This window comes from Caballeronia sp. INML2 (genome assembly GCF_023631365.1).
GTDB classification, from domain to species: Bacteria; Pseudomonadota; Gammaproteobacteria; order Burkholderiales; family Burkholderiaceae; genus Caballeronia; species Caballeronia turbans.
The window spans coordinates 1-20389 of record NZ_JALQDH010000116.1 but is presented as its reverse complement, the minus strand read 5'-3'; the positions used below and the strand labels follow the sequence as shown (position 1 = coordinate 20389).

At 61.5% G+C, this 20389-nt stretch carries 17 protein-coding genes and 3 pseudogenes; 9 read left to right on the top strand and 11 right to left on the bottom strand.

Translation table 11 applies throughout. From position 1 onward, the window contains the following. Positions 1-138 precede the first annotated feature (138 nt). A pseudogene (locus NCT32_RS34100) lies at positions 139-453 on the top strand (TetR/AcrR family transcriptional regulator); the annotation flags it as partial. Positions 454-833: 380 nt separating this feature from the next. On the opposite strand, the gene NCT32_RS34095 reads toward NCT32_RS34100, so the two are convergent. From NCT32_RS34095 to NCT32_RS34070, 6 genes are read right to left on the bottom strand one after another with little or no spacing between them, the layout of a single operon-like run. Further along, positions 834-1688, bottom strand: coding sequence for an NAD(P)-dependent oxidoreductase (locus NCT32_RS34095; RefSeq protein WP_250491335.1), 855 nt, complete (start codon positions 1686-1688; stop codon positions 834-836). A 45-nt stretch (positions 1689-1733) separates the two neighbouring features. Further along, the gene (locus NCT32_RS34090) at positions 1734-2048 is read right to left on the bottom strand and encodes an EthD family reductase (protein WP_061121865.1); all 315 of its coding nucleotides are present in this window, start codon (positions 2046-2048) and stop codon (positions 1734-1736) included. Next, on the bottom strand, positions 2038-2526 hold the full coding sequence (locus NCT32_RS34085) for a (2Fe-2S)-binding protein (RefSeq protein WP_061121854.1): 489 nt from the start codon (positions 2524-2526) through the stop codon (positions 2038-2040). The genes NCT32_RS34090 and NCT32_RS34085 overlap by 11 nt, the downstream gene beginning before the upstream one ends. Next, complete coding sequence (locus NCT32_RS34080; protein WP_061121855.1) at positions 2523-3383, bottom strand: xanthine dehydrogenase family protein subunit M; 861 nt, start codon at positions 3381-3383, stop codon at positions 2523-2525. Before NCT32_RS34080 ends, NCT32_RS34085 begins: the two co-directional genes overlap by 4 nt. Continuing rightward, the gene (locus NCT32_RS34075) at positions 3380-5767 is read right to left on the bottom strand and encodes a xanthine dehydrogenase family protein molybdopterin-binding subunit (protein ID WP_061121866.1); all 2388 of its coding nucleotides are present in this window, start codon (positions 5765-5767) and stop codon (positions 3380-3382) included. The genes NCT32_RS34080 and NCT32_RS34075 overlap by 4 nt, the downstream gene beginning before the upstream one ends. A 49-nt stretch (positions 5768-5816) precedes the next feature. Beyond that, the gene (locus NCT32_RS34070; protein ID WP_061121856.1) at positions 5817-7154 is read right to left on the bottom strand and encodes an MFS transporter; all 1338 of its coding nucleotides are present in this window, start codon (positions 7152-7154) and stop codon (positions 5817-5819) included. A 351-nt stretch (positions 7155-7505) separates the two neighbouring features. On the opposite strand from NCT32_RS34070, the gene NCT32_RS34065 reads away from it, so the two are divergent. The 3 genes from NCT32_RS34065 to NCT32_RS34055 all read left to right on the top strand — a co-directional run bounded on the left by NCT32_RS34065 (position 7506) and on the right by NCT32_RS34055 (position 10149). Further along, positions 7506-8270, top strand: a complete 765-nt coding sequence (locus NCT32_RS34065) for an enoyl-CoA hydratase/isomerase family protein (protein WP_061121857.1) — start codon at positions 7506-7508, stop codon at positions 8268-8270. A 55-nt stretch (positions 8271-8325) separates the two neighbouring features. Then, entirely contained in the window at positions 8326-9237 is a 912-nt protein-coding gene (locus NCT32_RS34060; protein ID WP_061121858.1) for an SMP-30/gluconolactonase/LRE family protein, read from the top strand. Between the two features lie 126 nt (positions 9238-9363). Next, positions 9364-10149 carry a TetR/AcrR family transcriptional regulator gene (locus NCT32_RS34055; RefSeq protein ID WP_250491334.1) on the top strand — a complete coding sequence of 262 codons (786 nt, stop codon included), beginning with the start codon at positions 9364-9366 and terminating at the stop codon, positions 10147-10149. 301 nt (positions 10150-10450) lie between these two features. Here the strand turns inward: NCT32_RS34055 and NCT32_RS34050 are convergent, their stop codons facing one another. Then, positions 10451-11092 (bottom strand): TetR/AcrR family transcriptional regulator, encoded by a 642-nt coding sequence (locus NCT32_RS34050; protein WP_061121868.1) that lies wholly within the window; start codon positions 11090-11092, stop codon positions 10451-10453. 234 nt (positions 11093-11326) lie between these two features. On the opposite strand from NCT32_RS34050, the gene NCT32_RS34045 reads away from it, so the two are divergent. Beyond that, positions 11327-11800, top strand: a complete 474-nt coding sequence (locus tag NCT32_RS34045) for a nuclear transport factor 2 family protein (protein WP_061121859.1) — start codon at positions 11327-11329, stop codon at positions 11798-11800. A gap of 24 nt (positions 11801-11824) precedes the next feature. Continuing rightward, entirely contained in the window at positions 11825-13261 is a 1437-nt protein-coding gene (locus NCT32_RS34040) for an MFS transporter (RefSeq protein ID WP_061121860.1), read from the top strand. 302 nt (positions 13262-13563) lie between these two features. Here NCT32_RS34040 and NCT32_RS34035 read toward each other — a convergent pair whose 3' ends face one another. The 4 genes and pseudogenes from NCT32_RS34035 to NCT32_RS34020 all read right to left on the bottom strand — a co-directional run bounded on the left by NCT32_RS34035 (position 13564) and on the right by NCT32_RS34020 (position 17052). Further along, positions 13564-14940 carry a transglycosylase SLT domain-containing protein gene (locus tag NCT32_RS34035; protein ID WP_409241563.1) on the bottom strand — a complete coding sequence of 459 codons (1377 nt, stop codon included), beginning with the start codon at positions 14938-14940 and terminating at the stop codon, positions 13564-13566. Further along, positions 14921-15202, bottom strand: coding sequence for a hypothetical protein (locus NCT32_RS34030; RefSeq protein WP_250478431.1), 282 nt, complete (start codon positions 15200-15202; stop codon positions 14921-14923). Before NCT32_RS34030 ends, NCT32_RS34035 begins: the two co-directional genes overlap by 20 nt. Before the next feature lie 218 nt (positions 15203-15420). Further along, positions 15421-15868, bottom strand: a pseudogene (locus NCT32_RS34025) (tyrosine-type recombinase/integrase). A 224-nt stretch (positions 15869-16092) separates the two neighbouring features. Continuing rightward, on the bottom strand, positions 16093-17052 hold the full coding sequence (locus NCT32_RS34020) for a LysR family transcriptional regulator (RefSeq protein ID WP_061121862.1): 960 nt from the start codon (positions 17050-17052) through the stop codon (positions 16093-16095). A gap of 119 nt (positions 17053-17171) precedes the next feature. On the opposite strand from NCT32_RS34020, the gene NCT32_RS34015 reads away from it, so the two are divergent. From NCT32_RS34015 to NCT32_RS34005, 3 genes and pseudogenes are all read left to right on the top strand, one after another. Then, a complete protein-coding gene (locus tag NCT32_RS34015) occupies positions 17172-18338 on the top strand; it encodes a mandelate racemase/muconate lactonizing enzyme family protein (protein ID WP_061121863.1) in 1167 nt (388 codons plus the stop codon). Between the two features lie 158 nt (positions 18339-18496). Further along, positions 18497-19855 carry a C4-dicarboxylate transporter DctA gene (gene dctA / locus NCT32_RS34010; protein ID WP_061121864.1) on the top strand — a complete coding sequence of 453 codons (1359 nt, stop codon included), beginning with the start codon at positions 18497-18499 and terminating at the stop codon, positions 19853-19855. Between the two features lie 76 nt (positions 19856-19931). After that, positions 19932-20389: pseudogene (locus NCT32_RS34005) on the top strand (NADP-dependent malic enzyme); the annotation flags it as partial.

The window sequence follows — 20389 nt, the reverse complement described above, 5'->3', positions numbered from 1 at the left end:
CCAACCCGCGAATATCAGCATGATCCACCGTCGAGACTTACTGCTACGTCGCCCTCAGGAAATTCGGCAAGATGCGCACATCAACAAACCCAAAACCGATCGCTATTGACAGGCGGAGTCATATCAGCCGCACACTAGTATCCGGAGACGTTTCGCAAATCTCTGGAGCGCGACAATCGCATGTGCCTGAGCAGTTTCATGGCAGCTGAATACGACGATCTGCCTGAAGCGGTTAAAAAGGAAGTGCAGACCTTCGCGGACGTCAATGTGGCGTGGCTCCGCAACTCTCTGGAGGCGGCGGGCGTCGTTGCGGACGAAGGGAGCCAAGAACGGGCGTGCGCGATTTACGCGGCAGTGGCCGGCGCTCAACTGATGGCGCGGGGCCGGGCGGACATCGCGTTGTTCGACAGATTGATAGGCAGCTACCGGACAGTCGGACTGTTGCCGGGGTGAGAGGCGTCTCTGGACCTAAAGATGAGATGCGGCGCACATCGACCCGCAACGTTATCGATAGAGGGGCCCGTGCTTTAGAGCCTCGATCACTGAGTCGATGAGCCGGCACAAGGTTGGCGCTGCAGGGCCGGAGACGGCTTTCTGCAGTTGAGCGGCCATTTGAGCGACCGGTGAAAGCACGATTCAATGTCAGCACCTGGCCGACTGCCGCCTGACACGGTCGGCTGAACCCGACCCGGAGCAGACTTCCGCGTTTGCGCGGAGACGACGGCCGCTTCCCACACGCAGCGGTCATCCATGCGTGCGACGAACTCTTGCGCTCCACACATGATGCGAGCGGCTGACACCTCGCGTCAAACGGACCGTTTCTGATCGCCAACTCATGAATCATCGGACTCGATCGTGAACTTCGCCATCGCGGACCAGTCCCGATCGCCCATGCCCGCATCAATCGTTTCAGCCATGCGCGCATATACCGCCGCCAGCAGCGGCAACGCACGGCCAGCCTCCTCGGCCGCTTCGGCCGCGAGCCGCAGATCCTTCATGCCAAGCGTGGCCTTGAAGCCCGGCTCGTAGTTTCCGTGCGCGATGTTCGCGGAATAAACCTGATACGAGCGACTGCCAAACAGCGTGTTCAGAATCAGGTCGAAGAATCGCTCGCGCGGCAAACCGTTTGCCTCCGTCAGAACGACGGCTTCGGCCATTGCCTCGATCGCCATCGTAATGATCATGTTGCAGGCGATTTTCGCGGCGTTGGCGGTCGGCGCCTGGTCGCCCATATCCCAGACGCGACCGCCGATCACGTCGAGCAGCGGCCGCACCTTCGTGACAGCATCGGGCGGACCGCCCGCCAGCACGTTGAGTTCGCCCTTCGCCGCGACGTCGGGGCGTCCGAGCACCGGCGCGGAAACGTAACCAATGCGTGCCGATTCGTGGGCCGCAACGAGCTCGCGCGCGAACGCAACCGAGATCGTCGACGTGACCACGTGAACCAGCCCGGGTTTTGCCTGCGCGAGCACGCCCGACGCGAGGAGCGTCGAGCGGATCGCATCGTCGTCGGACAGCATGGTGAGCACGGCGTCGCCCCGAAACGCCTCGACCGGCGAGGCCACCGTCGTCACACCGTCCACCGTTCCGCCCGAGCGGTTCCACGCCTTCACGCCATGTCCGGCGTGCGCCAGATTGCGCGCCATCGCGCGTCCCATCGCGCCAAGACCGATGATGCCGATTTCCATGAAATTGCCTCCTTGATCGAATCGATGTTGATAGGGAGCCTCTTTTCAGAGCGGCAGCACCCGCACGCGGCGCGGCGCGATCTCGGTGAAGCACGGCAGATCGGCCATCACCTCCGAAACTTCCGGCGATGCGAACGCCGCATCGACCGATGCTTCGTCGCGAAATTGGCATTCGCAGATCGCGAGCGTACCGGCCTGCTCCACTGCCGGAAAAAACGCAGCGACACCGGTCAAGCCGTAACGCGACCAGCGATGCATAACGAGCGGAAGGTGACGCTCGACGTAATAAGCGCGGTCGAAACGCGCGCCCGGTTCTCCTTCATACGTCACGTAAACCGCGACGGTGGAATCATTCGTCACCGTTTCCTCCAGATAAGCGGCCGCCATGCGCCGCACGATAGACTGCATTGACGATGCTTTCGTAGCCGGTGCATCGGCACAGGTTGCCGCTGATGGCGCGCCGTATTTCTTCCTGACTCGGCAACGGATTCTGCTTCAACAGATCCGCGGCCGCGACGATCATGCCGCTCGTGCAAAAGCCGCACTGGAATCCGTTCTCCGCGATAAACGCCTCTTTCAGCGTCTCAATTCCCTCGATGCCTTCGATCGTCCGCACATCGTTGCCCGAAATCGACGCCGCCAGGACGAGGCAAGCCTTTCTTACCTCGCCATCGATCAGCACTGTGCACGCCCCGCAATCGCCGGTCAGACAGCCGACGCGGGTCCCTTTTGCATCCAGCGCATCGCGGATCAACTCGACGAGCAACAGCCGCGAGTCTATGTCCGCGAAACGCGGCTCGCCATTGAGCGTGAGCCGCACCTGAATCGTTCCTTTCATGCCTTCGCTCCCGCGAGTAGCGTGCGCAAATGTCGCCTCACGACACCCGGCACGATGGCGCGACGGTAATCGCCGTCCGCTAGTTCATCGTTCCAGCCTTCGCCGACGAGATTGAGCGCCCTGCTTGCGGCCTGCTCGATGAGTGCATCGGGCGCGAGCAACGATCTCTCGTCGATCGTGAAGCGGTGATACGCCGGTCGGCGCCCTGCCGCACCGACCGCGAGCCGCACGCTCGCCTGCGTGCCACGATGCAACGAGCATGCGACGGTCACGATCGGCCACGAACTCGCGCTCGCCTTGTACTTCTGGTACTGGCAGGCGATGAGGGTCGCGTCGCGCGAGACGAGAATGCCCGTGAGGAATTCGTCCGCGCGCCGCGCGGTCCGAAACGCGTCGGCGAAAAAATCACACGCCGGCATGCAACGCTTTCCCTGGGACGAGTGCAACTCGAACACCGCCTCCATCGCCGCGAGACAGCCCGGCGCATCGGACGAAGGATTCGCAAAGCTCGCGGCTCCGCCGAGCGTTCCCTGATTGAGGATCGATGCGCCGCCCGTGACTTGGGCGGCCATCGCGGCGAGCAGCGGCGCATGGCTTGCGACGATCGGCGAGGCGAGCAGTTGCGCGTAGGTCGTCATCGCGCCGATACGCAGGTGCGTGCCGTCCAGCTCGATCGAATCCAGACCGAGCCCGCTCAAACCGATGAGATGCGCGGGCCGCACGAGGTTCGCCGACATCGACGGCACCAGCATCGTGCCGCCCCCCAGCACGGACGCGTCCTCACCGAAGCGAGCCAGCAAGTCTGCTGCTTCGTCGAGTTCCTTTGGCTGATGAAAATCGAAGCGATGCCCTATCACGCGAATCGCTCCCGCAGGGAAGCGATCACGCGCGCGGGTGTTGCCGGCACGTGCGCGAGGCACGCATCGTTACCCAGCGCGTTCGCCACGGCATTGCTGACGGCCGCAAGCGCGCCGCCGAGCCCCGATTCGCCCGCGCCCTTCATCCCGAGCGGATGAAACGGATTGAGCGTCACGCGATGCCCGACGCGGATCGGCGGAAGATCGTTCGCACGCGGTAGCAGGTAGCTCTTGAAGCGATCGGTGATCATGCGATTCTGCTCGTCCATCTTGATGAGTTCCCACAGCGCCACGCCGATGCCCATCACGATCGCACCCCTGAGTTGCGCTTCCACGAGCGCGGGGTTGATCATCGCGCCGCAGTCATGCACCACGGCATAGTCGAGGAGCTTGCTGTTGCCGGTGGCCATGTCGAGTTCGAGCGCGACGGCATGCACGGAATACGAGAACGTCGGGTAAGTGGCGATGCGGCCTTGCGCGTCCGGCTCCACGCGTACATTCTTCGGCGCGAAGCTGCGCGTCACTTCGAGCGGAAGGGTCACGCCCGCAGCCACGGTGAACGGACGCAGGTGGGCGCCGAGTGCGAGTTCTGCCACGGCGATCTGCGCGCCGTTCGACTGGCGGCGCGCATGCCCGTCGCGCAACACGATGTCGTCGGCCGTTCCGCCGAGCATATTGGCGGCGCACTGCGCAAGCCGGTCACGCAGTTCCCGCGCGGCGAGGTACGCAGCCGTGCCGCCATACATGAGCGCACGGCTGCTGGCGTTGCCGGTGCCGAGCGGCGTCACGTCGGTATCGCCTTCGATGATGCTCACCTGGTCGGCGCGCAAGCCGAGTTCGCCCGCGACCATCTGCGCGATGCCGGTGTCGCTACCGCTGCCGGGTGACGTCACGCCTGTCAGCACCTGCACGTCGCCCGACGGCATCATGCGTACCGTGGACGTCTCGTAGCCGTTGGGAAAATTTCCCGGCCGCGCGCCGCCCTCCGGCGTGAGTTCGAACGCAACGCCGATCCCGATGCGACACTCCGAATCGCGCGCGGCGCGCGCCCGTGCCTGCCATCGCGGGTAGTCGAACATCGTGAGCAACTGCTCGAGGCCGCCCGGATAGTCGCCGCTATCCACGTTCAGGCCGGATGGCAGGAGGCGCGGCAAGGCTTCGCGCGCGACGAGGTTGCGGCGGCGCAGTTCGACCGGATCCATGCCGGTCTGTTGCGCGAGCAGATCGATCGCGCGTTCGAGCACGAGATTGCCGATCTCCTTGCCGTAACCACGTATGGCTTGCCACGGCGGCTGGTTGGTCATGGCCAGCGAGCACTCGACGTCGCAATGCTCGATCGTGTAGACGGTCGGAAACACCGCCGGCGTGACGAGCGCCATCGCCCAGCTATGACCGGCGCCGATGATCCCGACGTCGACTAGTATGCGATCACGCCAGGCGATCAGCCTGCCGTTCTCATCCGCGGCAATCTCGAAGCTGTGATGCTGTGACCGCGCGCCCGCGAGCAAGGTCTCTCGCCGTTCCTCGATCCATGCCACCGGGCGCTTCGTGAGCCGGCTGAAGAGCGCGACCAGCACTTCCTCCGGATGCCCCGCCATCTTGAGCCCGAACGTGCCGCCGATACGCGGCGCGATCACGCGCACCTGCGACTCCTTCACGCGCAGCGCGGCAGCGATCAGCCAGCGGCTCGTATGGGGATTCTGGAACGTGCCAGTGAGCGCGTAACGCTCGCCGCGCGCATCCCACTCGGCGACATAGCAGAGCGTTTCCATCGGCGCGCTCGTCGACGAGCCGATTGTCAGTTCACCTCGCGCGACGTGTGCCGCCCGCGCGAACGCGGCATCCGCGTCACCTGAGCGGATGCGGTCGTGCACGAGCAGATTCGTGTCCCAGCCGGGCTGGACGATCGGCGCACCGTCGCGCAATGCGTCACGCGCGCTCACGGTCGGCGCGCGCACTTCGTATTCGATGCGAATCTTCGCGAGCGCCGCCTGGGCATCGTGAACCGAAGTCGCCACGAGCGCCGCCACGGGTTGACCGAAGTAGGTCGCCTCTTCGAGCGCGAGGCAGCGGCTCTGCAGGGGACCGCGCGCGCCTTTCGCGGGCAGGTCCATCGCCGGCGGCATCGCATCGCTGAAGAGGGCCGCTTCCTCGCCCGTCAGGCCGGCGACAACGCCGGGCATCGCCAGCGCTTCGGACAGGTCGATCGACACGATCCTCGCGCACGCGTGCGCGCTGCGCAGTATGGCGAGATGGAGGGCATCTCGAGGAATGAGGTCAGCGCTGTAGTCGACACGTCCCGAGACGAAGCGCGCGCCATCCAGTCGCGCCACGCTTTCCCCGAGCAGGCTCCCCGGCGATGCATCCTTGAAGGTCTGTTCCATGTTTGCCGCGTGCGGGCCCGATTGCGCAGCCTCGACGTTCGTTGGTTGATTATGCATTCGACTGACGGCCGGTACGCATGCAAAGCATCGCGCATGCACCCAGTGCAAGCAGCGTGGTCATCAGATAAAGCCCACTGCTCAGCGTGCCGCTCAATGTCTTGAGCCAGCCCATTGCGAACGGACTGGCGAAGCCGCCTAGCAGGCCGAGGCTGTTGACGAAGGCGATTGCGGCAGCAGCCACGGACGAGCCCGCGAAATAGTCGGATGCGAGCGACCACAGCAGCGGAAGTGTGACGAACACCGTGGTCGATGCGATCGTCAGCAGCACGATGGTCGCAGTCAGATCATGCGCCATAAGCGGCAGCAGCGAAAGCGCAATCGCCCCTGCGAAGGCGGCCAGCGCGCCATGCCAGCGACGCTCGAGCAGCCGGTCCGAGTTGCGGCAGATCAGCACCATGCCCACGGCCGCGATACCGTAGGGAATCGCCGACAGCCAGCCGACACGCTCCACGCTCGTCGCGCCCGCGCTCCTGAGCACCGTCGGCAACCAGAAGCTCAGCGCATACGTGCCGCAGATGAAGGTGAAATACGCGAAGCTTATAAGGTACACCTTGGGATCGGCTATCACCTGCCGCAACTGTCCGGTATGCTTCGGCTCCGCGTCGCTGCCTTCGGCACGCAAGGCATGGCGCAAAGCGTCACGCTCCGATTCGGTCAGCCATTTTGCACGCCCGATGTCGTCCGACAGCGTGAACCACGTCACGATGCCGAGCAGCACCGCAGGAGCAGCTTCAACGATATAGAGCCACTGCCAGCCCGCGAGACCCGCGACGCCGCCGAGCCGCGACATCGCCCAGCCCGACACCGGTCCGCCGATCGCCCCTGCGATCGGAAAGCCCGTCATGAAGAGCCCGAGAATCTGGCCGCGGCGATGACGCGGAAACCACTGGCTCAAGTAGTACACGACGCCCGGAAAGAAGCCGGCCTCGAACACGCCGAGCAGAAAACGCAGCCCGTAGAACGCGGTCGGGCTCGATACCGTCGCCATCGCGCAGCCGGTGATGCCCCACAGAACCATGATGCGCGTGATGGTCTTGCGTGCGCCGATGCGTTGCAAGAGCAGATTGCTCGGCACCTCGAACAAAAAATAGCCGATGAAGAAAATGCCGGCGCCCAGACCGTACACCGCATCGCTGAAGCCGAGCGCGTCCTGCATCTGAAGCTTGGCGAAGCCGACGTTGATGCGGTCCAGATACGCGACCACGTAGCACACGATCAGCAGCGGCACGAGCCGCAGCGCGACCTTGAAATACAGCGCACGTTGCGTGTCCATTTGGGGCGTCGCCGGGGCGGGCGAGTTGGTATCGAGAGCGATTTTGCGTGACATGATGACCCTCTCAATGTTGGTGGACGGAACGGCATACGAACGACGGAAAGCGTCTCATGAAGCTGTCTCCTTGAACCTCGGACATGCTGATGGTCCGGCGGCATCTGTTCTTTGTCAGGGCGTACCCGCAGGCGGCGGATCGCTCGGATCAAAAACTGATCGATCGAACAGTCAGCACAGTAACGGATGGGCAAACACCCGGTCAACCGGAAGCGGGACCGGAATTTCCCTTGTTGACTGATCGATCAGTCAGGGCTAGTATCGGCGCTTGATTACCTTGCGCGGATGCATGCCAACGCCATCGGCGGCGTGCGCCGGCGCGATTTCCAACGTTGAGCAGAGGACAGAGCCGTGAGCAACTTCGACGAATACGCAGACAAGTTCGAGACCATCCGCATGACGCGCACCGACGGCGTACTGGAGATGCACTTTCACACACACGGCGGGCCGCTCGTGTGGAATCTGACGGCACACCGCGAGTTCGAGCAGGCGTTTCTCGACGTCGGCCGAGACCGGGAAAACGACGTCGTGATCATGACCGGCACGGGCGATGCGTTCAGCGGGCCGTCCATCGCGCCGGGCATGCACCAGAACCGCAATTCGATGACACCCACGATCTACGATCCGATCTACTGGGAAGCGAAGCATCTGCTCATCAACCTGCTCAATATCGAAGCGCCGGTGATCAGCATCATCAACGGGCCGGCCGTGCGGCACGCGGAGCTTCCACTGCTGGGCGACATCGTGCTGGCATCGGACACTGCGACGATCCAGGACACCGCGCACTTCCAGGGCGGCATGGTGCCGGGCGATGGCATGCATCTGATCATGCCGCTGCTCATGGGCCGAGCGCGCGGCCACTACTTTCTGCTGACGGGCCAGAGCATCTCAGCCACCGAGGCGCTGGAGATGGGCCTCGTCAACGAAGTGCTGCCGCCGGCAGACCTGCTGCCGCGGGCTCGCGAACTCGCCCGGTCGATGCTCAAGCAACCGCGTCTCGTAAGACGCTATACACGCACCTGCCTGAATCAGGAACTGAAAGCTCGCCTGCACGACGTCCTGGGTTACGGACTCGCGCTCGAAGGCATCGCCCGCATGAAGGAGCCGGCCGTCTGAGCGGACGGATCGGATTCGTCGATATGGATATCAACATCAGGATCAAGGAGGCAACATGACTGTCAGCAGCATCACGAGACCTATCGATATGGTGGGTTCGGTCATCGACGTGATCGATTCCACACCCAATGTGCTGGGCGAATCGATCATCTGGGATGAGAAAACGCAACTGCTCTGGTGGGTAGATGGCATCGGGCAGGCAATCCATCGCCTCGACATTTCAAGCGGCGCCAAGAAAAGCTGGCCGATGCAGGAAGAAATCGGCAGCATCGGTCTGCGCGCGAAGGGCGGCCTGATCGTGGGGATGCGCTCGGGCTTCTACTTTTTCTCGCCCGAAACCGGCGAGCTGACCGAAGTGGCGCGTCCCGACGCCGAGCGGCCGAAGAACCGCTTCAACGACGGCAAATGCGATCGTCACGGCCGTTACTGGTCTGGCACCGTGGAAGCAGCCGCCTACACGCCGCGCGGACGTCTGTTCCGTCTCGATCCCGATCTGAAGCCGCATCTGATCATGGAAGGCATCACCTGCATCAACGGCATCAGCTTCAGTCCCGATAACCGGCTCATGTACATGACCGATTCGTTCAGCTGCCAGATCGACGTGTTCGACTACGATTCGGTCGATGGCGCCATCTACAACCGCCGCAAGTTCGCGGAAGTTCCGCTCGGGCGCGGCATCTGCGACGGCTCGACCGTCGATGCCGACGGCTGTTTCTGGAGCGCGAACATGGATGGCTGGTGCGTCACGCGCTATGACCCGCGCGGGAGAATCGACATGGTCGTCAATCTGCCGGTGCGACGCGTGAGCAGCTTGTGCTTCGGCGGTCCGGACCTCGACACCCTCTTCATCACGACGGCGCGCCGGCGGATGAGCGAGAAGGAACTCGCGCAGCAGCCGCTCGCGGGCAACGTGCTCGCGGTGCGGCCCGGCGTCAAGGGTCTGCCGGAGCCGGAGTTTCTCGGATAAGGGCGTGCGCGGTCCGGTCATCGCGTTGCAGGTGGCGACGCGGCCCGGATCGTCTCGCCCGCGTCGCGCGAGGATCACGATATACTGACTGATCGATCGAATAGTACCGCCATGGAGCTTGCGGAGATGAGAACACAACGCGAAAAGAAGGAGTCCGCACACGCCGGCAACGGTGCTCAGGAACCCGACCGCGCGCCGGGTACGCGCTTATCCGCGATCCTGAATGCGGCCGAGCGCGTGTTCGGCGAGCATGGCTACGCCGGAGCGAGCATGCGAAACATCGCGGACGAAGCGGGCGTCGCGCAGGCGCTCGTGCACTACCACTACGCGACCAAGGACAAGCTCTACGAGGCCGTATTCGAGCGGCGCTCGTCAGCGATCAATCAACACCGTAGCAAGTTGCTCGACGACCTGTTTGCGAGGGAACGCAAGGCCACCGTCGAAGACGTGCTGACGATCGCCTTCACGCCGCTGTCGGAGATTTTTCATGGGGAGGATGCCGTTAATCTGGCGCTTTACGTGCAGCTGGTGGCGTCCGTGAGTCTAGGCAGCGACGAGCGCTCCCGGCGCATTCGTGAAACCTACTATGACCCGATTGCGGAGCGAATCATCGACGCCCTACATACGGTCGTGCCTGGCATCGCACGCGAGCAGGCGGTGTGGGCGTATCTTTTCTCTGTCGGAGCGCGGCAGCAGGCCCATGCACTCAATGGCCGAGCGATGCGACTAGGCGCACAGGACCGCGAAAAAAAGTCGACAGCGCATTATGCGGACCTCGTTCGCTTCGCGGCTGCGGGCATTCGTGCGCTGGTGCGCAACGAGACGGATCTCGCAGCGTTATCGAAGGGTCCCGAAGGCCGTGTCGCCAAACCTCCAAGCAACCGAAAGCCTTCGCCATCGCGTACCCACTGAGTTGCACAATGCGCCGTTCAAGCGATGCGGCTTGATCACACGGCCGCCGGACGTTGACTCTAATTGGAAGAGCCAATTGATCCGCGGATTGTTACGGATGCCTTTTCGGAGTTGGGCGAGGTTACTCGACGTACATCGAGCCACTCGGGCCGGTGGCCGCCCGGTCTTGCTGTTGGCCCAGGGCGACTCGACGATCTGCACCAGTGCCTTGCACGGCACCAAGCGCTTCATCTCGTCGAGGGAACTCGCGCTTGCCCGTCTTTCTCGTCGACAGGCAATGCTAAGCTGATCTGCTTCCGGACTAAGTCTTGCCGACCTCCTTAGGCATCGGCTGGTCCACTGCGGCATCCCAGATTCCCATCGCGTCGGTCACGGCCTTCTCGATGACGGCATGCCGGACACGATCGCGGGCGAGCACAGACAATCCCTGGAAAAAGCAGTCGAACGCGATGGACAGCGATGCCGGATCGGTGCTGCTGCGCAGTTCCCCACTCTTGATGCCCCGTACTACGCAGGCGCGGAAGCCAGCGCGCGTGCGACTGCGCACGTCACGAAGCAACTGGGTGACGGCTTCACTGCCGGTGGAACTGGCCCCGACAACGCCCAGCGCGACCATACAGCCTTTCGGGTGGCCGCTCTCAGTCTGCATTTTTGCCGACCGTAGCAGCGCAAGGAACACGCCCTCCCGTGGCGGAAGCGACGTGTCATGGAGACTGCGCGTCACCTTGCCATAAATCTCCATGTATCGCTCCAGCGCCTCCTTGTACAGCGCCTCCTTGGACTCAAAGGCCGCATAGAAGCTGGGCGCGGAGATGCCCCCGCCGATCGCCGCCTTCAGCTGCGACAAAGACGTCGATTCATAGCCATGTTCCCAGAACAGGTGCATCGCCGAAATGATCGCCGCATCGCGGTCGAACGTGCGTGGCCGACCCCGCTGAACCATGAACATCTCCGCAGTCAAAAATTTAGATACTAGTCGATACACAATCTCTGGGCAAGTCGCGACTTACAACCTCCCGCGCATGGCACCGGGCCGTTCAAGAGGGCAGTTGACACGGCCTTCCAAGCTCCTCTATATTTGTACCACTCGGTATGTAAAGCCAGAGCAGCGCGAGGCCACGACACGAACCCCGCATTTTTTTTCGCTATTTGTGTACCAATCGGTACGTAAAAACCAATGTCCAAAGAACTCGAAGCACGCCTTGACGCCATCGAAAGCCGCTTCGCCATCGATGCGCTGATCGCTAACTACGCCGAGGCGTTCGACACCATGAACATCGAACTGCTGGCCACTCTCTGGCATCCCGAATCGAGACTGCTCCTGGGCGCAAATGGCAACTCCGACGGCCTGGAGGCCATCCTGGCGCAAGCACGCATCAACATGAAGCGCATGCCACATATGCATCACTGGATGGCGAATGCGCTGATCACGGTGGACGGTGACAACGGCCACGGGCTAGTGGCGGCGGACTGTCTTTTTTACGACGTCGATCAGGGCACGCTCCAAGTGAGCGGCCAATACCGCGACGTCTATCAGCGACGCGACGGCCGCTGGGCATTCCTGGAGCGCACCTTCACCATGCACTACGCCACGCCGCTCCAGAACTGGCACCCCATCACGGGAACGGAACGCTTCGGCCGTCCGGCCTGACGCGGTCCGCCGCCGCCAAAACCTATGCATACGACAACCTCTTCCACGCGTCGATGGTCGGCGTTCGCGGTGTTGCTGGTGGGAGCATTTCTGCCTCCGCTGGACTTCTTCATCGTGAACGTCGCCCTGCCGTCCATCCAAAGCACCCTCCACACGAGCGCCGCAGAGCTGCAACTCGTCATTTCCGGATACGCCGCGGCCTACGCGGTCTTCCTTATCACAGGAGGACGGCTAGGCGATCTCTTCGGCCGGCGGAGGATCTTCCTGATCGGCGTCACGGGCTTCGGACTGACATCGGTGATCTGCGGCCTCGCATCGTCACCCGCCATACTGATTTTCGGGCGCGTGCTGCAGGGCGTGAGCGCCGCCGCCATGGCGCCGCAAGGGCTGGCCTCCATTCACGCCTTGTTCCCAGAGAAGGAGCGCGCGCGCGCTTTGGGCCTCTACGGCGCCGCGGTGGGACTGGCCGCCGTAGCCGCGCAGGCGCTCGGAGGTGCGTTGATCTCTGCGGACATCTTTCACCTGGAGTGGCGCGTCGTCTTTCTCATCAACTTGCCAGTCGTCGCCGCCGTCCTGATCTTCGGGCTGCCGTTGCTACCCGACGTCCGCGGTGACAGCCCGGCACCCGTAGACCGGATCGGGGTGCTACTCTGCGCGCTCACGCTGGGCTTGCTCATCGTGCCGCTGGTCGAAGGGCGGGAGCTGGATTGGCCGTGGTGGGCCTGCGCAATGCTGTTCGCGTGCCCCGTCGCTGGAGTAGGCTTTTGCCGATACGAGGCGGCCTACGCCCGCCGAGGCGGCGTGCCCCTGATCAGCATGGAGCTGATCCGGAGGCCTGGCCTGATGAGCGGGCTTACGGGCGTCCTCTTCTTTTATGTCGTCTCTGCTTTTTTCCTGACGTTCTCCGTCTACCTCCAGGCGGCACTTGGAATGAGCCCACTCGAGACAGGGCTGGTTTTCCTGCCGTTCGGGGTCGGCGCCTTCATCGGGCCGCTGACGACTCCGCTGGCGATCCGCCTCTTCGGCGACCGCGTCCCCGCCGTCGGCATGATGCTCGAGGTCGCCGGCTGCATACTCCTCGCCGCCCTCGTGGCCGGCGCGCCCGGACAGATGCCGGCTCAGTTTCCGTTGATCGGAGCGGTAGCACTCCTGGGATTCGGTCAGGGCTGGGCGCTGCCGACGCTGGTGCGCTCGGTTATCAATCGCGCACCGGCGACCGGTTCCGGGATGATCGCGGGCATCACGAATTCGGCGTTGCAAATCAGCGCAGCACTGGGTGTCGCGGTCATCGGCGGCGTCTTTTTCAGTGTCGCAGGGACTTCACCGGATCCGCTGACCTTGGCCAGGGCACTGGTCGTCGCAATGGTGTGCGTCGGCGGCAGTCTGGCCGTTTCCGCCGTCCTGTCTATCGTCGCTTCAAGATCGAGCCATCATGCCGCTGCAAGGACCGCCGCTCGTTGAGCCCAGCCCGCCATCACTCGCGGCAACGAGAACATCGATGCTCGTTCCCCCGGCATGCACGGCAATCCAATTGCGAGCCGCACGGGCCGAGCGCCGCAGGGCGTGCTCCGCGTCGACCTTGCCGGATGCAGGCCGTTGGACATGCGGGCGGAGATTGAACAGTTGGGGATCGTCGACTTGAGATGGATGCCCGCCTGCTGACACGCTTGCGCGATCCCCGCGTGCCACCAGACGCGAAGAAGCTTGTCGCGTGTCGGCGAACCGTCGGCCACGCGATTTGCGTTGCCCGGTCAGCCGCTCCGCTACCGAACCACGCGGCTGCGCTGCGCCTGCGCTTCCTTGAGAAGGTGGTAGGACGCGTAGTACTTATAGATGTTTCGCACATATGTGGTCGTCTCGACGCCGATCTTCTCGGCCACCACGATCTCCACGTTGTTGAACCAGACATCGGAGTTGAGTCCGCGGGCGGCAGCCTCCTTGCGCATCTTCGCGATGTTTCCCGGTCCGGCGTTATAGCTGGCAAAGGCGAATAGCGGCCGGTCCACCTCGGAAAAATGGGCATCCCGGAAGTAGCGGGTCATCAGTTGATCAAGATACTTCGCGCCGGCATGAATGTTCGACTGCGTAACCTTGATGTCCCCAACGTTGAGTTCCTTCCCTGTGGCCGGCATCAGTTGCATGATGCCGACCGCGCCCACCCGACTCTTCGCATCCTGATTGAGCTGCGATTCCTGAAACCCTTGGGCGGCGAGCATCAGTGGATCAAAATTGTATTGCTGGCCATACTTCTCAAAATACGCCACCGTCTGTCTGAAACGTTTGAGCTCGGCACTCTCCGTGTTGTTGTGAATCTGCTTCGCACCCTGCACGTACTGCTTGAGGCGGATCTCCGCTACGCTTTGCTTCCTGATGAACTTCTCATAGAAGTCGCCGATCACCGCCTTTAACTGGGGGCTATTCTTGCGAATGGCCCAGCCGACGACGCCGCCCTCCCGCACCGCCATGTTCTCGTGCACCTTGACGTTCGGCAGCATCTGCGCCCACATGCGCGCCTTCCAGTCATCGACGACCAGGATCTGAAGCAGGCCCACGTTCAGCATCTCCATCGCGTCTTCGTCCTCGAGCGCGTCCGGTAGCAGCACGATTCGCATCGGTGGCTTGCCCGCCTGCCGGAAGCGGTTGTTCAGTGCGATCAGGCTTTCGTAATAGCTGCTATGGCGGCGAACGTCGACGGTCTTGCCCTTCAGGTCACCGAGGGTGGAGAGCGCGGGTGACTTCGGACCGGTCAGAACGAGTTCACGCGTCGGCTTGAGCGCGTGTGCGCTAACAAAGTCGGACTGTTTCAGGCGATCCTCAGTCACCGTCAGATTGCCGGCCGCGATATCGCCGATGCCTTCCGCGAGCCCGGGCAATAGCCGGTCGCGTGTTGTCGGGATCATGATGACTGTGAACGGGCGCTTGCCGAGGCGATCTGCATAGGTCTTGTTGACGAATCGTTCAAAGTCACGCACGGTATCCGCAGTCACCCCACGCTCGTGTCCGCGATCATTGAAGTACAGCGTGCGGCTAAAGGGAACGAGAACTCGAATCATGCGACGCTCGAGCATCGCGTCGAAGTCGCCGCGCCAAGGCTTGTTGGTCAGATCGATGCGGCGCGTCTCACTTGCAGGAATCGGCACGGACGCTGTCGGTGATGCTGACGCCGATGATGGCGCGGAAGCCGGCTGAACCGCGGCGCAAAGCGCGCTCCATAAGCCGAGCGAAGCTCCAAACAAGACTGAAAGCAGCCACGCACGAGCGAAACGCATCATACACACCGAACTTTTCGTTTTCAGCGTTGCGCCCGGCCCATTTGGACCATCGTTGCACGGACGCAATCATCTGAGCTTTCGAGGTTTTTTGCGTGCCCGCCCCCTCGACTCTTACAGCATAGTTGCGCATGAAAACGGTTCAAGCCTTCAGCGTGACAACAGGCTTCTGTCGGAGGTGTCACCGATCGGCAAGGTCGCAAAGTTGCCAGAGGCGTTTCTGGGGCTGAGCGTCGAGAAGCCCTTCGGCGGCCAGTAGGCCGGGGCACGGGTCAACAGTGCAGCGCATCATCCGGCCTTCGGATAAGGCCGTAGATGGCCGGCAAGCGCCCGCTCACCGGCCAACAGTTATCAGACTTCGGTTTGTTCGGCCATCTCGAGCGCGTCGTCCACCTCGATATCAAGGTATCGAACCGTGCTCTCAAGCTTGGTATGGCCCAAGAGCAACTGAACCGCGCGCAGGTTCTTGGTGCGTCGATATATCAGGGCTGCCTTCGTGCGGCGCATCGTGGAGTGCCATACGCGGCGTCATCCAGTCCGATTGATGCGACCCAGCGATGCACGATGCGTGCAGGCTGGCGCGTGGACACATGTGCTGACACGTGCAGGCGACTGGGAAACAGAAAGTCGGCGGGCTTCAGCGCCCGTGCCGAGATCCAGGACGCGACACGTTGGAAGACATCTACAGCCTCGTTCGAATCGCCCATATTTCCCGAAGCTTCAACGGAGGTTTCTGGCCGGTCAACCTCCCCTGATTCCATGGCACCCGGCGAGCGCCGGAAGAAGTAAGCGTTTCCATGACAATCTCCTCTTCGACGAAGGGAGATTGATTGTGCACTTGGCGGAGTGGGCGATTTTCGACCCAACTCCGCCACTCGTTACTTTCCATCGTCAGCGTCTCGTAGCGGCGAACTTAAGTCATTCGGGCGTCGACTCGTCGCTGGTGCTAAGTCAAGGCTGACCGAAAGCAACGTTATGAGTAAGACGCTTGCGAGCGTTCCAAGCTACCTTGCTTCCAACTCATCAAGCGCGGCTCCGCTTCTTTCGCTCCCGCGGCTCCGCGCCGGTGTCCACCGGAGTGAACGGTGCCTGAAATCGACTCACGAGGAAATCAATGAAGGCGCGCGCCCGGGCTGTTTGATTCTTCTGCCTCGGGTAATAGACGAATAAGTCGGCCGACGGTAGAACCGTGTTAGGCAGCACAAGTTGGAGACGCCCGCTCTGCACATACTTGGCTAGGTCCCATTCAGATCGTATCAATATCCCGTGTCCTTCAAGCGCCCATCGAAGTACGATGTCGCCGTCGTTACTGGACAAGGCCCCTTTAACCTTGATGGCCTCGGTGTGGTCATTCACGATATAGCGCCAGACGCCATACGCGTCGTCATTCTGGCGGTGGATGATGCAACGATGCTGGGCTAGATCTTCGACGCGCTCGGGTGTCCCGTACTTCTCAAGGTATTTTGGCGAGGCACAAAGAAAGCGGCGATTGCTCATAATCCTTCGCGCGCTCAAGCGAGTGTCTGGAAGTTCGCCGAATCGTATCGCCATATCGAACGCGCCATCAACAAGATCGACTGGACGATCCGTGACCTCAAACTGAATTTCGACGCTGGGAAAGCGTTTTGCGAATTCCGAGACCAACGGCGCGATTGTTGTCCGGCCAAAGCCTAGCGTCGCATTGACGCGCAAAAGCCCTTGAGGATCGCCTTTCGTTCCTGAGATTGCTTCCTCCATCTCCCGGACCTGCCCAACTATCTGCGTTGCGTAGCGAAGGTAAGTTTCGCCTTCAGGCGTGAGACTCACGCTCCGCGTTGTTCGATTGACCAGTCGTACACCGAGTCGCTGTTCAATGACGCCAAGCCTCTTCGTCGCAGCTGGCGGCGACAGATCGAGCGCTCGGGCGGCACCGGACATGCTCCTGAGTTTCGCCAGAAGAATAAAAAACTCGAAATCTGTCGCTGTCTGCGTTTCCGTATTCACTGAAATTGAAAAGTGATATGAACAGAAGTGCAGTTTAGCAGCCTTTTTCGCGGTTAAGCTACGTCCCATGTTGCAGCCAATGAGTCGCAACAATCTCGTAAAACTCTGGAGACGAAGCCGTGAGAATCGTTGAAATTCGCGAAAAGACCGTTCCGATCAGTTCCCCGATCCGTAATGCCTATATTGACTTCAGCAAGATGACGCTGAGTCTAGTCGCCGTCATCACCGACGTGATTCGGGACGGCAAGCCGGTGGTCGGCTACGGCTTCAACTCCAACGGCCGGTACGGGCAGGGCAAGCTCATGCGTGAGCGGTTCATCCCTCGTATCCTCGAAGCCGATCCCGCCTCGCTGGTCAATGACGCTGGCGCTAACCTCGATCCCCACAAGATCTGGGCGACGATGTTCACCAACGAAAAGCCCGGTGGTCACGGCGAACGTTCGGTCGCAATTGGGACCATCGATATGGCGATCTGGGATGCGGTGGCGAAGATCGAAGGCAAGCCGCTCTTCCAATTGCTGGCGGAACGCTACGGCAACGGCCAACCGGATCGCAAGATTTTCGTGTATGCGGCAGGCGGTTATTACTATCCGGGCCAGGACCACGAGAAGCTGAAAGACGAGATCCGCAGCTATATCGACCGCGGCTACACCGTGGTGAAGAAGAAGATCGGCGGTGCATCGCTCGATGAAGATCTTCGCCGCATCGACTCGATTCTCAGCGTGCTTCAAGACGGCCAGAAGCTTGCCGTCGACGCCAACGGTCGCTTCGATTTGGACACAGCAATCCAGTACGCGAAGGCGCTCTCGCAATACGACCTGTTCTGGTACGAGGAACCGGGCGATCCGCTCGACTTTGAGCTGCAAGCCACGCTGCGGAACTACTACGACAAGCCGATGGCGACGGGCGAAGACCTGTTCTCGATGCAGGACGCGCGTAACTTGATCCGCTATGGCGGCATGCGTCCCGACCGCGACTGGCTGCAATTTGACTGCGCGCTGAGCTACGGCCTGGTGGAGTATCTGCGCACGTTGGACATGCTGCGTCAACACGGCTGGTCGCCGAGCCGCTGCATCCCCCACGGCGGTCACCAGATGTCACTGAACATCGCCGCTGGCCTCGGCTTAGGCGGAAACGAGTCGTATCCGGACCTGTTCCAACCGTACGGCGGCTTCCCCGACGGAGTCAAGGTCGAAAACGGCTACATCACGATGCCGGACCTGCCGGGTATCGGCTTCGAGGGTAAGTCGGATCTCATCGCCGAGATGCGCAAACTCTCGGACTAAACACTCAGCGGTATCAAGGCATCGACGGTTCTCGTCGATGCCGCGCCTATAAAAACACAAACACAGGCGACACGCGGCCGTGCTCACCACAGCGGACTATCTCGCTGTGGCTGCTCGTTCGCACTCCACAAAAAAGACGCCAGTCATAGGAGACAGACATGCTGGTATCGAAAGTTAGGAAGACGCTCTCGAAGCTCTATGTGCAGGTTATTATCGGGATCATCGCCGGTATTCTGCTGGGCCACTTTTATCCGGACATTGGTTCTCAACTCAAGCCCCTTGGAGACTTGTTCATCAAGTTGATCCGAATGCTGCTCGCACCGATCATCTTCGCGTCGGTCGTGGTTGGCATTGCCCGCATGAACGATCTTCATGAGGCGGGCCGCGTTGGGGTTAAGGCCGTGCTGTACTTCGAAGTCGCATCGACGATCGCACTCCTCGTCGGGATGGTTGTCGTGAATGTCTTCAAGCCTGGTGTCGGCATGAACGTCGATCCGTCGCACATCGACGGGTCTGCGATCTCAACCTACACGACTGCAGCGAAGCAACATGGCATGCTCGACTTTTTCATGAGCATTGTGCCGAACAGCATCGTTGGCGCGTTCGCCAACGGCGAGATACTGCCCATCATTTTCTTCTCGCTGCTGCTTGCCATTTCTCTTGCCAAGTTGGGGCCTCGGACTGCACCGTTTGTCGACATGCTCGACATGTTCCTTCAGGGCATGTTCGGTGTGGTGCGGATTGTCATGTACGTCGCACCTATCGGGGCGTTCGGCGGCATGGCCTTCACCATAGCAAAGTACGGCATCGGCACATTGGCTTCCTTTGGCCAATTGATGTTGTGCCTCTATCTGACGTCGATCTTCTTCGTGGTTGTGATCCTCGGCCTTGTCATGAGGATGTGCGGACTGTCGCTCTTTAAATTCCTTCGCTACATCAAGGACGAGATCCTGATCACGCTCGGCACGGCCTCCACGGAAGCGGTACTTCCGCAGATGCTGATCAAGATGGAACGGATGGGCTGCTCGCGACCGGTTGTTGGAATGGTGCTGCCGACCGGCTACACCTTCAATGCTGACGGAACGGCAATTTATCTCACGATGGCGGCCCTGTTCATCGCGCAGGCGATGAATGTGCATCTGACGATCTGGGATCAGTTGCTTGTGCTTGGTGTGCTACTGCTCACCTCGAAAGGCTCAGCGGGGGTCGCGGGTGCTGGATTCGTTGCACTGGCTGCCACGCTCGCGTCGATGCACAAAATACCGGTCGAAGGTTTGGTCTTGCTTCTCGGCGTTGATCGCTTTCTCAACGAAGCTCGGGCGGTGACCAACCTGATCGGCAACGGTGTTGCAACTGTGGTGGTCGCGCGCTGGGAAGGACAGCTCGATATGAACACTGCGCGTGCGGTGCTCAATCGTACGAACGTAGACGAATTCGAAGAGCTGCAGCCGATCGACCATCCCGCCATTGCATTCCCATCGACCGGTGATGCGTCCGGGCGATCCAACGCTCATTGAGCCTCCACAACATCCTTGTGCAAATTGGCAGTGGCCCTTAGGCGACTGCCAACTTCTTTTTTAGAGCATTGCCGAAATGACCACGCAAACGGACAAAGAAGGTTTTCGCGAAGCCGCGCTCAATTATCATGAGTTTCCGACGCCGGGAAAGCTCGCTGTCGTGCCGACCAAGCAAATGATCAATCAGCGCGACCTCTCGCTCGCGTACTCGCCGGGCGTCGCGTTCGCGTGCGAGGCGATTGTCGAGAATCCGCTGAACGCCGCGCGCTTCACTGCGCGCAGCAACCTGGTGGGCGTCGTGTCGAACGGCACAGCCGTGCTCGGACTCGGCAATATCGGGCCGTTAGCCTCCAAGCCGGTGATGGAAGGCAAGGCCGTGCTCTTCAAGAAGTTCGCCGGTATCGACGTGTTCGATATCGAGCTGAACGAAAGCGATCCGCACAAGCTCGTCGATGTCATCGCCGCGCTCGAACCGACCTTCGGCGGCATCAATCTGGAAGACATCAAGGCGCCGGACTGCTTCATCGTCGAGCG